Source organism: Burkholderia sp. S171 (genome assembly GCF_009766085.1).
Taxonomy (GTDB): Bacteria; Pseudomonadota; Gammaproteobacteria; order Burkholderiales; family Burkholderiaceae; genus Caballeronia.
In genome coordinates this window covers 196,637-210,627 of record NZ_LMUF01000043.1, presented here as the reverse complement: position 1 = coordinate 210,627, position 13,991 = coordinate 196,637, and the positions used below count along the sequence as shown (strand labels likewise).

11 protein-coding genes are annotated in these 13,991 nt (G+C 59.3%); 6 read left to right on the top strand and 5 right to left on the bottom strand.

What is annotated here, in order from left to right:
* Nucleotide 1: 1 nt before the first annotated feature.
* Both GSQ93_RS24170 and GSQ93_RS24165 read right to left on the bottom strand, forming a co-directional pair.
* Entirely contained in the window at nt 2-949 is a 948-nt protein-coding gene (locus GSQ93_RS24170) for an ABC transporter permease (protein ID WP_158938156.1), read from the bottom strand.
* Nucleotides 949-2,574, bottom strand: a complete 1,626-nt coding sequence (locus tag GSQ93_RS24165; RefSeq protein WP_158938155.1) for an ABC transporter substrate-binding protein — start codon at nt 2,572-2,574, stop codon at nt 949-951. The genes GSQ93_RS24170 and GSQ93_RS24165 overlap by 1 nt, the downstream gene beginning before the upstream one ends.
* A 267-nt stretch (nt 2,575-2,841) precedes the next feature.
* Here GSQ93_RS24165 and GSQ93_RS24160 point away from each other — a divergent pair, with 267 nt between their 5' ends.
* The 5 genes from GSQ93_RS24160 (at nt 2,842) to GSQ93_RS24140 (ending at nt 7,949) form a co-directional block, all read left to right on the top strand.
* A complete protein-coding gene (locus GSQ93_RS24160) occupies nt 2,842-3,747 on the top strand; it encodes a LysR substrate-binding domain-containing protein (RefSeq protein ID WP_158938154.1) in 906 nt (301 codons plus the stop codon).
* A gap of 167 nt (nt 3,748-3,914) precedes the next feature.
* The gene (locus GSQ93_RS24155) at nt 3,915-5,168 is read left to right on the top strand and encodes an SRPBCC family protein (RefSeq protein WP_158938153.1); all 1,254 of its coding nucleotides are present in this window, start codon (nt 3,915-3,917) and stop codon (nt 5,166-5,168) included.
* A gap of 338 nt (nt 5,169-5,506) precedes the next feature.
* Entirely contained in the window at nt 5,507-6,052 is a 546-nt protein-coding gene (locus GSQ93_RS24150) for an RNA polymerase sigma factor (protein WP_158938152.1), read from the top strand.
* The gene (locus tag GSQ93_RS24145) at nt 6,049-6,936 is read left to right on the top strand and encodes an anti-sigma factor (RefSeq protein WP_158938151.1); all 888 of its coding nucleotides are present in this window, start codon (nt 6,049-6,051) and stop codon (nt 6,934-6,936) included. The genes GSQ93_RS24150 and GSQ93_RS24145 overlap by 4 nt, the downstream gene beginning before the upstream one ends.
* Nucleotides 6,933-7,949, top strand: a complete 1,017-nt coding sequence (locus GSQ93_RS24140; protein ID WP_216857663.1) for an anti-sigma factor — start codon at nt 6,933-6,935, stop codon at nt 7,947-7,949. The genes GSQ93_RS24145 and GSQ93_RS24140 overlap by 4 nt, the downstream gene beginning before the upstream one ends.
* A gap of 163 nt (nt 7,950-8,112) precedes the next feature.
* Here the strand turns inward: GSQ93_RS24140 and catA are convergent, their stop codons facing one another.
* From catA to GSQ93_RS24125, 3 genes are all read right to left on the bottom strand, one after another.
* Complete coding sequence (catA, locus tag GSQ93_RS24135; RefSeq protein WP_158938150.1) at nt 8,113-9,021, bottom strand: catechol 1,2-dioxygenase; 909 nt, start codon at nt 9,019-9,021, stop codon at nt 8,113-8,115.
* Nucleotides 9,022-9,085: 64 nt separating this feature from the next.
* A complete protein-coding gene (locus GSQ93_RS24130; protein ID WP_158938149.1) occupies nt 9,086-10,231 on the bottom strand; it encodes a muconate/chloromuconate family cycloisomerase in 1,146 nt (381 codons plus the stop codon).
* Between the two features lie 338 nt (nt 10,232-10,569).
* Nucleotides 10,570-11,766 (bottom strand): porin, encoded by a 1,197-nt coding sequence (locus GSQ93_RS24125; RefSeq protein WP_254074024.1) that lies wholly within the window; start codon nt 11,764-11,766, stop codon nt 10,570-10,572.
* Between the two features lie 772 nt (nt 11,767-12,538).
* Between GSQ93_RS24125 and hpnJ the strand changes: the two genes are divergently transcribed.
* Nucleotides 12,539-13,960: a hopanoid biosynthesis associated radical SAM protein HpnJ gene (gene hpnJ, locus GSQ93_RS24120; protein ID WP_158938148.1), complete on the top strand. Its 1,422-nt coding sequence runs from the start codon at nt 12,539-12,541 to the stop codon at nt 13,958-13,960.
* The last annotated feature ends 31 nt before the right edge of the window (nt 13,961-13,991 follow it).

Here is a 13,991-nt window from a genome sequence, read left to right as displayed (position 1 = left end):
CTTACCTCGCATGCCGCAAGCGCGGATTTGCCCAGACAGCGAGCACGTCGGACACGGTATTCAGCCCGACATAAGCCGTAGCAAAAAGCATCCCGCAAGCCTGCACCACCGGCAGGTCACGCTTCGATACCGCATCCACCATCAACTGCCCGACACCCGGATAGACGAACACGACCTCGACCATGATGACGCCAACGATCAGGTACGCCAGGTTGAACGACACCGCGTTGATGATCGGCGCGAGCGCATTGGGCAGCGCGTGACGCACTACGATCCATGACTTGGGCAAGCCCTTGAGAATGGCTGTTTCGGTATAGGCGCTGCCCATCACGGCAAGTACGGACGCACGCGTGGTGCGCAGCATGTGGGCGGCTACAACGAACAGCAGGGTCAGCGTTGGCAACGTGGTCGCGTAGAGTCGCTCGGAGAACGCCATGTCGGGCGACACGGCGGCCAGACTGGGCAGCACGGGAAACTTGACCGCGAGCAAAAGCAGCAGCACATAACCGACGAAAAACTCAGGCATCGATACGCTTGCAAGCGACAGCACGCTCGCCGCGCGATCGAAGAGACTGTCTTGCCATATCGCAGACGCGATGCCGACGAGTACCGACAGCGGCACCGCAACAAGCGCCGCATAGCTTGCGAGAAACAGCGTGTTGTACAGCCGCGGCAGTAAGTCCTCACTGACCGGACGCCCGTTCGTCAGCGACGTCCCAAGGTCCCCCTGGAGGAAATGCAGCAACCATAGCCCGTAGCGTTGCAGCGCCGGGTGGTCAAGACCGAGCGATGCCCGTAGCGCCGCGACCGTTTCCGGCGTCGCCGACTGACCGAGGATGGCAGAAGCCACGTCCCCGGGAAGGAGCTCTGTGCCCACGAAGATCAGCACCGAAACCAGCCACAGCGTCAACACACCCGCCAGCACCCGCTGCAAGACAAGCCGCTTCATTACGACTCCAGCCAGACGTGTTCCGCGAGCCGGCCGCCCATGAAGTTAAACAGCGGATGCGGCGTGGCGCCTTGAAGCTTGCTGCTGGTTGCATCGATATAGTCGGCGAAAAGCGGAATCATCGCGCCGCCGTCATCGCTCACCATAAGCTGCATCTCGCGGTACAACTCGCGGCGCTTGGTGTCGTCGAGCATCGCGCGTGCTTGCAGCAGCAATGCGTCGAATTTCGGATCGCGCCAGTGCGTGTCGTTCCATTTCGCGTCGGACTTGTACGCGGTCGAGAGCATCTGGTCCGCCGTCGGCCGACCACCCCAATAGCCCATGCAAAACGGTGCCTGCATCCACACCTTGTCCCAGTAACTGTCGGCGGGCTGACGGCGGATAGAGAGCTGAATGCCCGCAGGCGCGCACTCGCCCTGGAACAGCGCAGCCGAATCGACTGCACCGGCGAAGGCAGCGTCGGACGTCGACAACTCGATCTTCAGTTCCGACAAGCCGGCCTTCTTCAGATAGAACTTCGACTTGTCCAGGTCGTACGTATGCTGCGGCAGATCTGCGGCATAAAAACGATCGGTCTTCGGAATCGGATGGTCGTTGCCGATGGACCCGTACCCGCGCAGGATGGTCGTCAATTGCTTCTGGCGATCAATACCGTATTTGACCGCGAGCCGCACGTTGTTGTCGGCGAATGGCGATGCGGCGCAATCCATCAAGAACGTAAAGTGCTGGCCACCGGACGAGCGCACGATATTGACAGCCGGGCTCCGCTTGAGCAGGTCGACGGTCTTGAAGTCGACCCGGTTGATCGCGTGAACCTGGCCCGAGATCAGCGCGTTCGTGCGCGCCGTCGCGTCGTTGATCACGATCAGTTCGACTGCATCCACATAAGGACCATCGGTCTTCCAGTAGTGCGGATTGCGCTTGAAGAGCGACCGTACGCCCGGCGTGAACTCGCCGAATACAAAGGGACCGGTGCCTATTGGATGACTCCAGTCCTTGAAGCCGTTCGGCACCACCAGCAAGTGATAGTCGGACAGCAGGTAAGGCAGGTCCGCATTGCCGCTTTTCAACTTCATCGAAAGCTGTAGCGGATCAATCTTTGTGATCTCGGTCACATCCGCGAGACTCGACTTGATCGCCGACTTCGACGCATCGCCGCGATGCAGGTTGATCGAATAGATCACGTCGTCTGCATCGAGCGTCTTGCCGTTGTGAAACACCACGCCCTTGCGTACCTTGAGAATCCATTCCGCCGCACCGGGTTTCGCTTCCCAGCTTTCGAGCAGTTCGGGCTGCGCGTGCATCTTTGCATCGATCTCGACCAGGCCGTTCATGAGCATGTATGCCTGGTTGAGCGGTACCCAATCCGGCAGCAGTGTTGGATCGATCGAGTCTGTCGTATTGCCGCCGCCCATGCCGAGTTTGAGCAAACCTCCACGCTTAGGCTGCGGCGCGGCGAGCGCGCTAGCCGGGACGATCAGGCCAAGCCCCGCGCTTGCACCCAGCGCCGCAGCGCCTTGCAGAAACTTACGGCGGCTTACTTGACTTAACTCACTTAGCTGGCGATCCGGATTCTTATGCAACGGCAGGTCAAACGAGTCCCCTTGATCGTCGAACGGCTTCATGCTTGAGCTTCTCCTCAGGGTGTCAACGCGTGGGATCAGGATGCACGCCGGCTTGGTCTATCCGGGCGGTCCTTTATCGGACAACAGGGTCAGAGCAGCGACCTCGCGGCGAGTATCGGTAGGCAAAACTGCGCGGTCAACGCACTTTATTTTCACGCTCGCATAACAACAGGTAATATGAATGCCAGCCATCCGGACGCACGTTGCCATGCGAGCAACATGCGAGCAACTCAAGCGGGTCCTCGAAGAAAACTGGAAGCGCGAGAAATGAAAGGATACCGTCGCCTGATTCCTTCGCTAAATGCATTGGTCGACTTTGAAGCCGTTGCGCGGCTCAAGAGTTTCACGCTAGCAGCCGACGAACTCGGCGTCACGCAGGCCGCTGTCAGCCGGCAAATCCGCTTTCTGGAAGACGCCATGAAGCTGCAGTTGTTTCATCGGCTGCATCGCTCGATCGCGCTCACGAAAGAAGGTGAAGCCCTCTTTTTCGTCACGTCGGAATCGCTCCAGAAGATCGCGGGCACCTTCGACAGTCTCAGCAGCAACACACGGGAACAGGAGTTCGCGATCCTGGCGACCGCTGCGTTTTCGCAATTCCGCATCTTGCCCAGGCTGCCGCTGCTCAAGCGCTCGCAGCCGCAACTCAAGCTACGCCTCACCACGCAGATGTTCACCGCGGACCTGCGCCATAACGAAGTGGATATTGCGATTCGCTATGGCTCGGGAAACTGGCGCGACGGTCACTCAACGCTGCTCTTCAATGAGGAGGTGGTGCCCGTCTGCTCGCCATCATGGCTTGAAGCGCATGGCGAACTTCAGTCGCCGCAGGACTTGAGCGATGCCCCGCTCATTGCCTACGACTCGACTTCGGAAGGCTGGATGGGCTGGGAAGACTGGTTCGACGCGGTGGGCATCAAGCGCCACCGCTTGAACTATGCGCTGCGTTGCAGCCTCTACACCGACGCCATTCACGCCGCGTTGCAGGGCCAGGGCATCGTGCTCGGCTGGCGGCGGATGTTGGGCGACATGTTGACATCGGGACGGCTGGTGCCGCTTGGCGAGGCCTGCGTGAAAATGACCGACGCGTACTACGCCGTCGTGCCGCACGGACACGCCGCCACGCCGGCGGTGGATGCCGTCATCGAATGGCTTCGTGAGGAACCGGTGGCGTAAAGCAAAGGTGTTTCGGCAGGCTTTGGCGACTCGCTCTGCCATTACTTCTTGTTATGCGAGCGAGAAAATAAAGCGCGTTGACGCTTCGAATTGGCCTACTGATACTCCGTTCACTCCGCGACTCAAGTCGCGCCTGGCAACGTAGGGAATCTGAGAAGGACCAGCCGATGTCGAGCATCAATGGCACTACGCACGGCGCATTGTTTCGCAGTCGGGCTTCAGGTCACGGCATGCCCGGCGCCCTGTTCGGCCGGCAGGACGTCTTTGACAATGACGTCAATATCTTCTTCCACAAGCACTGGATCATGGTGGGTGTCACCGCCGACGTGCGCGAGCCCGGCGATGTCTCCGCAGTCGATATCGGCCGCGCTTCGATCATCATCGTTCGCGACGATGACGACATTATTCGAGCATATCGAAACGTGTGCCGTCATCGCGGCGCGCGCCTGCGCGAGCAAGGCAAGGGTTCCGTGGGCATGCTCGTCTGCCCCTACCATCAGTGGACCTACGGCCTCGACGGCGGCCTTAAGCACGCCGCGCACATGGGACAGGATTTCGATCCGACCTGCCGCAGCCTGATGCCCGTGCAACTACGCGTGATAGGCGGGTTGATCTTCGTGTGCCTGAACGACGCAGCACCCGCGGACATCGCGGCGCTCGACGAGACTATGACACCGCGCCTCGCACCGTTCGATCTGACACGCACAAAAATTGCCTACGAAACGGACATCATTGAAAACGGCAACTGGAAGCTGGCCATCGAAAACAACCGCGAGTGTTATCACTGCAGCGCGACGCACCCGGAGCTCACCGTATCGTTCCTGGCCGAAGATTTCGGCTTTTGCCCCGACGGCTTAAGTGAGGAATCAGAGCGCGCGCTCGTTGAATATCGGGCGCTCAACGCGGCTTCGCTTGCGAGCTGGCACAAGGAGGGATTGCTGAGCGAAGCCGTAGAACGATTGGATGACGTCGCCACTCTGTTCCGAACACAGCGGCTGGTTATTGCCGGCAACGGCGAGTCGCAAACGATGAATACAAAGGTCGCCAGCACCAGGCTGCTCGGCGACAACGCGCGCCGCGATCTCGGCGATACCCATTTGTGGACGCACAACTCGTGGTCGCATGTCATGAGCGACCACGCCGTTATCTCGTACCTCATTCCGCTTGCACCGGATCGAACGCTGGTCAGAACCAAGTGGCTCGTTCACGAAAATGCGGTTGAGGGCGTTGACTACACGCTGTCGGATCTGATCGAGGTATGGCAAGCGACCAATGCTCAGGACGCTCGCCTTGTTGCGATCAACCATCAGGGTACGCAAGACCCTGGCTATCTGCCCGGACCTTTCTCGCCTTTCACCGAGTCGTATCTCGAACGATTTTCTCGCTGGTACGCAACGCGGTTGGAAGCGCACGGCATTTGATACCGCGCATTGCGTCAACCTTGTGACCCGGTGATCAACTGCGGGCAGAATACTTTCGATTCTCAGGCAACGACCGCTAGATTCGCTGGATGGTTAGCGCCTGATTACTTTTACCTTACATGCATTACAGCGAGCACGAATCGCTAGCGAATGCCTCCCTGTTCATTGCGGTTGGTCAAGCACACACCGCCCGATATTGAAGCACCCAAGCCCCGACATGACGTCCAGCGGCATGTGCCGCATCACGCTAAAATACGATGTTAACGCGATGCAGCAGCCACATGCATGCGCTCAATGGCACTTGAGTAGACACTGGGATCACGGGAGACATTCGTTCAATGAACGGCGCAGACTTACCAGGCATGCTTCCCGAGATGCTGCCGCGACTATGGGCGTTCGCGCTTCGCATTTCCGGTGATCGGCACGACGCAGAAGATCTCGTCCAGAGGGCCTGCGTGCGAGGACTCGAACGGGCACATCAATTACAGCCCGATACTTCCCCGCTAAGCTGGATGTTTTCGATCGTCCATTCCACCTGGATCAACGAGCTGCGAGCGCGCAGCGTACGCAAGCGTTCCAGCATGGAATGGGACGATGACTTCCTGGAAAACCTGGCCGACCCTGTCGACAAAGGTCCTGAAACCCAGCTCATGCACGGCCAGATCATCAGTGCCGTTGAACGGCTGCCCGAAGCGCAGCGCGTTGTCATGCTGCTCGTCGCGGTCGAGGGCTTGAGCTATCAGGAAGCGGCAGATGTTCTGGAAGTGCCCATCGGCACCGTCATGAGCCGCCTGTCGCGCGCACGCCAAGCGGTTGGCGCGCTATTAGGCACGCCTGATTCGAAAGCCAGGGCGTCGGCCGCACGCAAGGACTCCATCGCATGAAACCCGATGACCTCATGCTGATGGCCTATGTAGACGGCGAACTTTCCGCTGGAGAGAGCCGGGAAGTTGAGGATCACATCCGCGCGTCTACGGAAGCCGCGGAGTTGGTAGCGTTGCTGCGAGCGTCGAGTGTTAATTACAAGCAGGCATTCGCTTCGCAAAAGTTGCCGCCGGTACCGGACTCGCTGACACGGAAGATCGAAGCAATAACCCGTGCACATAGCGCTAAAAACGCGGCTGCAAGTGCAAACGATCCTCCGGTTCCGCTGCCCTCAGCTGTCCCCGCAGCCGCACCGGTCCGCTCGCGTTTGCGCGCGGTTCCCACGTGGCTCGCGGCGGCGTGCGTCGCCGGCGCGTTTTGCGGCGGCCTCTTTTTGCGGCCCGGGACGTTTCCTCTTCTCAGCCGGGGTACGCCGAGTTCCGCAAGCGCCGCCATGGCAAGCTCTGGCCTTTCGCCGTGGGTCACCGCGGCAGTGGGCTATCAGCAGCTTTACACGCGCGACACGCTGGCTTATGCCGACGAGAATTCGGCATCGACATCAAAAATAGTCGATGACATTCGTCGTGAGGACAAACTCGCGCTGCGTATTCCCGACCTGAGCAGCGCCGGCCTGACGTTCAAGTCCGTGCGTCGCTTGAATTTCAACAACAAGCCGCTGGTGCAGATCGTTTATCTGCCTGAGAAAGGACCGCCCATCGCGCTATGCGTCATGAAGGGCGTGAAGTCGGATCAGGCGGTAGCAGCACAGATGGTTGACACAATGCACGTAGTCACATGGCGGCAAGCGGAACTCAGTTATGCGTTGATCGGCAAGACCGAAGGCGTGGATCTGGATGCACTCGGCAAGCGTATTTCGAACCGCGAGGTGGAGCAGCTATTATGAAATCGGACGATATCCTGCTAATGGCCTACGTGGACGGCGAACTGCCGCCGCACCAACGCGAGGAAGTCGAGCGCGAACTGCGCACGTCTCCCGACGTGGCGGAGCGCGTCGCGCTGTTGCAGGCATCGCGGCTGCCGTACCGCGATGCGTTCGCCGCGCAGAAGCTGCCGCCAGTGCCGGCTAGCCTTAGCGCGAAGATCGAAGAGCTGGCGCGTGCGGCGAAAGCAAAAACCGCCGAGACCGTCGCGAGTCCCGACATTAGCGTCAACGACCCGGTGGTTCCCCACGCTCCGGGGACGCCGGCTTCCTCACCCATCCGCTCGCGGCTCCGCATAGCGCCGGCATGGCTAGGCGTCGCTTTCCTGGCCGGCGCGTTTGCCTGTGGACTGGTGCTTAGGTTGGGCCCCGGCATGGGCCCGGCATCGAATGCAGACGCGTCGCTGGCGTCGGTCGGCACGGGCGTGTCGCCCTGGGTAATGGCAGCCGCCAGCTATCAGCAACTCTATTCCCGCGAAACGCTCGCGTACGTCGATCCCGACACCAGCCTGTCGATCAAGACCGTCAAGGAAATTCGCCAGGACGATGACCTCGCGCTGCGCATTCCCGACCTGAGCGCGGCCGGACTTACGTTCAAGCGCGTGCAGCGCCTGCGGTTCAACGACAAACCGCTCGTGCAAATTGTCTACCTGCCGGCGAAAGGCGCGCCCATTGCGCTGTGCGTGATGAAGGAGGTCAAGCCCGACGCTGCGGTAGCTGACCAGCGGGTCGCCTCCATGACCGTTGTCACATGGCGGCAGGCCGAGTTGGGCTACGCGCTGATCGGTCAACCGGAAGGTGTCGACCTGACGGCGCTTGGCAAGCAGATATCGGCCGGCGAAACGGCCCCGCTGTTCAGCCGTGAAACCTCGTTGCCGGTAGCTGCCGCTTTGGCATCGGCGAACGTGGCACCGAGCGTGGCCTCGGGCTTGAGGCCGTCTAGCTTGAGGTCTTCTATTGCGCCAAGCGTGGAATAAATTGATTGCCTGGCTGTTCTTTTGATTGGGTCAGTCTTTTACTAGCCCATCCAATATTTAGTTGGCAGTCTGTACGACGTCATTTAACCGAAAAAAATTCGCTGCACCGCATTGCAGCGGTAAGCAGCGATCCAGGCTTCAAGGTGTTCGACCTCTGCGACTATCAGGCTCCCGCGCGCACGCGTTCGACCTCCGTGCTTTTCACATCTTCGCGTTGCTTGAATAGTGTGAAGTCGAAATCGATCAGCACGAACTGACCCTCCACGCCATACGGTTTGCCTTCTGCCCCTTCCGCCTTTTTAAGCGCGGGTACAAGACCATCGCGCGTGGCAAATGCGAAGTCGTCCCACAGATACGGATCGCCATCAATGTTGATCTGCGTCGTCAGCTTGCGATAACCCGGCGCTGAGATAAAGAAGTGGATATGCGCCGGACGATGACCGTGGCGGCCCAACTGGTCGAGTAATTGCTGGGTCTTGCCCGCCGGCGGCACGCTGTAGCCGACCGGTACAACACTCGTAAAGCTGTAGTTACCCGCGTTATCGGTACGAATGGTTCGACGCAGATTGAAGGCAGGTTGCGATGCGTCGAAATATGAGTAGTTCCCCAGATGATTGGCGTGCCATACCTCAACCAGCGCATCCTTGAGCGGTGCGCCATCTTCGCCAATCACGCGACCGCGCATCACGAGCGTTTCGCCCGGATCCGTGCCGTCGTCCAGACGTGCATGCCCGACCGACTCCGGCGCGCCGGCCACATACAACGGCCCTTCGATCGTGCGCGGCGTACCGCCTTCAAGTCCTGCCTTCGCTTCCGCCTCATCCATCCGCAAGTCGAGGAAATGCTCGAAGCCCAAGCCCGCAGCAAGCAGTCCAAGCTCACCGCTCTTGCCCGCTTCGCCTAGATAGTTTAGCGCGGTCCAGAACTCATCGGGCTGTACATCGAGATCTTCAATCGTATAAAACAGGTCTCGTATCACGCGGTTCACGATCGCCTTCGTGCGCGCATTGCCGTCGCTGGTGGCGCTGTCGTTAATGGTCTTGAGCAGCGCGTCGATAGCTGGGTGGTTCATGTTTGTCTCCATGTGTTGTAGGGGGGCGGTGCGGTGAGTGCGAACTAGTGCAGATTAGTGAGAGTCAACGCCGCAGCCGTTCGATCCGTTCCCAGTCGAGCGTGACGCCCAGACCTGGACCGTGCGGCAGGTGCAGCGAAAAGTCTTCATATCGCAGGGGTTCAGTGAGAATTTCCTCGGTCAGCAAGAGCGGGCCGAACAACTCCGTCCCCCACTTTAACGAGCCGAACGTGCTGAACAGTTGCGCCGATGCAATCGTGCCGATCGCTCCCTCCAGCATCGTGCCGCCATACAAGTCGATATGAGCCGCAAGCGCGATCGATGCAACGCTTGCCGCGCCCAGCAGTCCGCCGGACTGGGCAATCTTGACGGCGAAGACATCGGCGGAACGGTTGCTCGCCAGTGCGAATGCATCGGCTGGGCCATGCAGTGCTTCGTCAGCCATGATCGGCACGCGGGCGAGGTCGGTGAGGCGCTTGAGGCCCGCGTGATTCGTCGCGGCTATGGGTTGCTCGACAAGACTGACGCCGGCATCGGCGAAGCGCGGCAACGCCCAGATGGCGTCAGACTCGCTCCATGCCTGGTTCACATCCACGCGCACGTCGCCGCGCTCACCGAGCGCTTTCTTGATTGCCACGACATGGGCTACATCGTCAGCCACCGCGCCCGAACCAATCTTCAGCTTGAACACGCGATGCCGCCGCAGGTCCAGCATCTGCTCGGCTTCATCGATGTCACGCCGTGTATTGCCGCTCGCCAGCGTCCACGCCACTTCAACCGAGTCCGTCACGCGGCCGCCGAACAACTCCGACAGCGGCACGCCGATCCGTTGAGCCTGGGCGTCGAAGAGCGCCGTTTCCACCGCGCATTTCGCAAAACGATTGCCTTGGAACAGCTTGCGCAGCTTCGCCATGGCCGCACCGGGCCGCGTTGCATCCAACCCTTTGAGCAAGGGCGCGAAGTAGGTATCAATATTGACCTTGATGCTCTCGGGACTCTCCTCGCCATACGCGAGACCGCCGATGGTCGTGCCCTCGCCCACGCCGCTTATGCCGTCCGAGCAGCGAATCCGGACCAGCACCAGGGTCTGGCAATTCATGGTCGCGACCGACAGGCGATGCGGCCGGATCGTTGGTACGTCTATCAGCAGCGTTTCCACGCTTTCGATTTGCACCGCTGCTTTTAGCGTTGGTTTTACTTCTGTCACCATCGTGCGTTCCCTCCAGGAGCACACATGGTAGAAAGAAACGAACCAGGAAGTCCAACACCGCTTCCGACTACTTTCATACCCTGAAGGTATGGAGCGGATATTTTTCTAATAGGTGAACGTTGAACTTACAGTCTTGAAGACAGCGTCGACAAAATTCGACCCTCCCGGAACTAGTGGACGAAACGGGAAGATTCGGCAAAGGGAGGGCCCATGAATCCACTCGCCTCTTCATCGGCGTTTTGCCACGTACTGCTCATGCCTCGGGTCTTAGGAGCAGCTCCAATGTCGACGCTGCCTTGCGGCTGGAGCCAGAGATCATGAAGCCAACCGCCTTAAGCTCAGAATCTGTGCAGGATGCCGATCAACAAGGCGACCTGGTTCGGTGTGCTGGAGCTCGATGTCATGTCGCTCACAGTCCCTCCCGCAGGCATGAGGGTTGCGCCGTCGCTGCTGAAGGTCGAACCGCTCGCATGCGTATAGCCGGCCGTCGCGTACAGTACGGTTCGCTTGGACAGGCTGTACTGCGAAGTGGCAGCCACCGAGTTGTACGTCGCGGACGCTGCTCCGCTCGATTTCGTGAAGGTGTAGCCAATCGCCAGCAGGACTGTCGGCCTGACCTGCCAGCCAAGCGAAGCGGCGCCTATATTAAAGTTCTCGGTACGATTGAACGCTCCGAAATCGACGTAAGGTTTGTACTCCACATTGCTGTATCGCACATTCGCGGTAAGCGAACCGATTACGTATTGAGCCGCGGCCTGCGCTATCTGTCGCGAGCCGACAAAGGCTGTATCGCCGAAGAGCGGCGTCACGGAATTGTTTTGGATTTGATCCGCCGAGCCGTTCCCGCCCGCCTCGTCATTCTTGGCGAAGAAGTAGCCCACGGCAAAGCTGAATCCTCCGTTTCCGTAGAGCGCCGCCGCTGAATAGGTTTGGCCGGACGTCGTGCTGCCCGCTACACCGCCGAGAGCGTAGAGCAACTCATACTGAAATCCGGCATAGTTCGGGCTCACATACTTGACTGCATTGTCGACCCAAAGCGTGTTGTCGTTGTTGTCCGCGTCGCCAGGTGTCGAGAACGCGGCGCCGTAGCCGTCGGCGGTAATGGGCTGGACCAGATCCACGATGGGATCGTACTGGCGACCGAGCGTCAGTGTTCCCAAGGAGTCACTCGACAAACCAACGAACGCCTGCATGCCAAATTCCCGGCCGCCTTGCGCAAGGGCCCCTGAATTAATTTCGAAGCCATTTTCAAGGTCGAAGACTGCCTTGATGCCATTACCAAGATCCTCTTCGCCCTTCAATCCCCATCTGTTCGCATCCAGGTCGCCGCCTTGCATCTGGAAGAGAGAGCCATGTCCTGCATTATTAAAATAGACCGCAGCCTCATCCAGCGTTCCATACAGCGTAACGGAGCTTTGCGCCTTAGCTCCGGAGGAGAGCATCACAGATCCAAAGAATAGTATGCCTAAATAACGACTTCTCACCTTTCCTCCAGGGTATCGCAGATAAATTATTGATTTCGATGATCTGTTCACGCTGCTTCCCTGTCCGTCCGTTCTTGGAGGCCAACTCCAGCCGCCAGCTTGTACCGGCTGGCTGCTACGCGACCGGCAGACGCGTAGCAGTTCGGCAACCTAACGGGTTCGAGATTTTTCAGCACAGACCTTGATGTGACTAGCACGGCACCTGGACGCAACCGTAGTGCAAGGCACGTGCCAGTTTTCTCGCGGACCAAGTCATTGACTGGTAGCGTATTCACACTTTGCTTGCTCGCTGTCGTTGTGGAAAGTCAGACAACGCGACGTTTCGTGTCCGGGAAAGGTGTCCATTGCGAACGCGACCGGGAAGGAGCGCACGGCCTCTGCCGTGTGCCGGCCTTCAGCCTGTCATTTCCCCTGATCTCTTTCGAATCCCATTCAGCACGATTACCGCTTGGACCCAGGTTAAGCATCCCTTAAGGATAATCCGAGCATCGTTCGCTCACCGACTCGTCGTTCCTCCGCGCGACTCGGCTCAGTAAGAACGTGGCTTATCCGAACAGGCCTGCATACCTTGAATACGGAGACATGCGGCATGCATCCGAGGCTTCGCTGTCCGATCGCGAGCGCGCCGGCTTCTGCCTGTCTTGCGGCCCCCGCTGCGCCGAGACACGATGCCCTGGCACAGCGCCCATTCCGCACTCGATTAAAAGCCCGATCTATCTTGGAGACCTGATCCGATCACATCCGTAGTCTTTGCGTTGCCCGTCGCCTCTGCCCGAAGCGGACGGGCGAGCCGGTCAGCTCTTCAATATTCTTCGGAGCACCCATGAAAACACTGTTTCTTCAGGCCCCGTCGTTCGACGGCTTCGGTGGCGGAGCAGGTTCGCGCTACCAGACCAGGCGCGAGATCCGGTCCTTCTGGTATCCCACCTGGCTTGCACAGCCCGCCGCGCTGATCGCGGGCAGCCGCGTTCTGGACGCTCCCGCGGACGGCCTCTCCGTGGAGGCGTCACTCGACATCGCGGAAGAGTACGACCTGGTCATCATTCATACGAGCACACCGTCGTTTCCTACCGACGCGTTGTTCGCGGAGCATTTGAAACAACGCATGCCGACAATACTCATCGGCATGGTGGGGGCTAAGGTCGCGGTCGACCCTCACGGCTCGCTCACGGCAAGCGAGGCGATCGACTTCGTGTGCCGTGAAGAATTCGATTTCACGTGCCGGGACATCGCGAAAGAACTGCCGTTCGAGTCGATTCTGGGACTGAGCTATCGCTTACCCGATGGCGGGATCATGCACAACGACGCCCGCCCGATCCTTGAGAACATGGACGAGTTGCCTTTCGTCGCGCCGGTCTACAAACGCGATCTGAAGATTGAGAACTATTTCAGCGGCTACCTCAAGCATCCGTATGTATCGATCTATACCGGTCGTGGTTGCCGATCGAAGTGCACCTTCTGCCTCTGGCCGCAGACCGTGGGCGGTCATCGTTATCGCACGCGTTCGGTCGAGAATGTGATCGCGGAAGTGACGTGGATCAGGGACAACATGCCCGAAGTCAAGGAGATCATGTTCGACGACGATACCTTCACGGACTTCAAGCCCCGCGCCGAAGAGATCGCGCGCGGCTTGGGCAAGTTGGGCGTGACATGGTCATGCAACGCGAAAGCAAACGTGCCGTACTCGACCCTCAAGGTGATGAAGGATAACGGACTGCGGCTCCTGCTGGTCGGCTACGAATCCGGCGACGACCAGATCCTCCTTAACATCAAGAAAGGGTTGCGCACCGACATCGCGCGCCGCTTCAGCGAGGACTGCCGCAAGCTCGACATCAAGATTCACGGCACCTTCATTATCGGATTGCCGGGCGAAACACACGAGACGATTCAGAAGACCATTGAATACGCGAAGGAGATCAACCCCCATACGATCCAGGTCTCCCTCGCCGCGCCCTACCCGGGCACGTCCCTGCACAAACAGGCAATCGAGAATGGCTGGCTGAAAGAAAATAACATCAGCAATCTGGTGAGCGCCACGGGCGTCCAGCTGGCGGCGATCAGCTATCCGCATCTCTCAAGCGACGAGATCTATCACAGCGTGGAAGAATTCTATAAGCGCTTCTATTTCAGGCCATCAAAGATCTGGGAGATCGTGCGCGAGATGCTGATGAGCTGGGAGATGATGAAGCGGCGCCTGCAGGAAGGTGTGGCATTTTTCAAATTCCTGCGGGCTCACGAGGCATGAAGCGGGATGTGTAGAGCGACACACCCGCCTC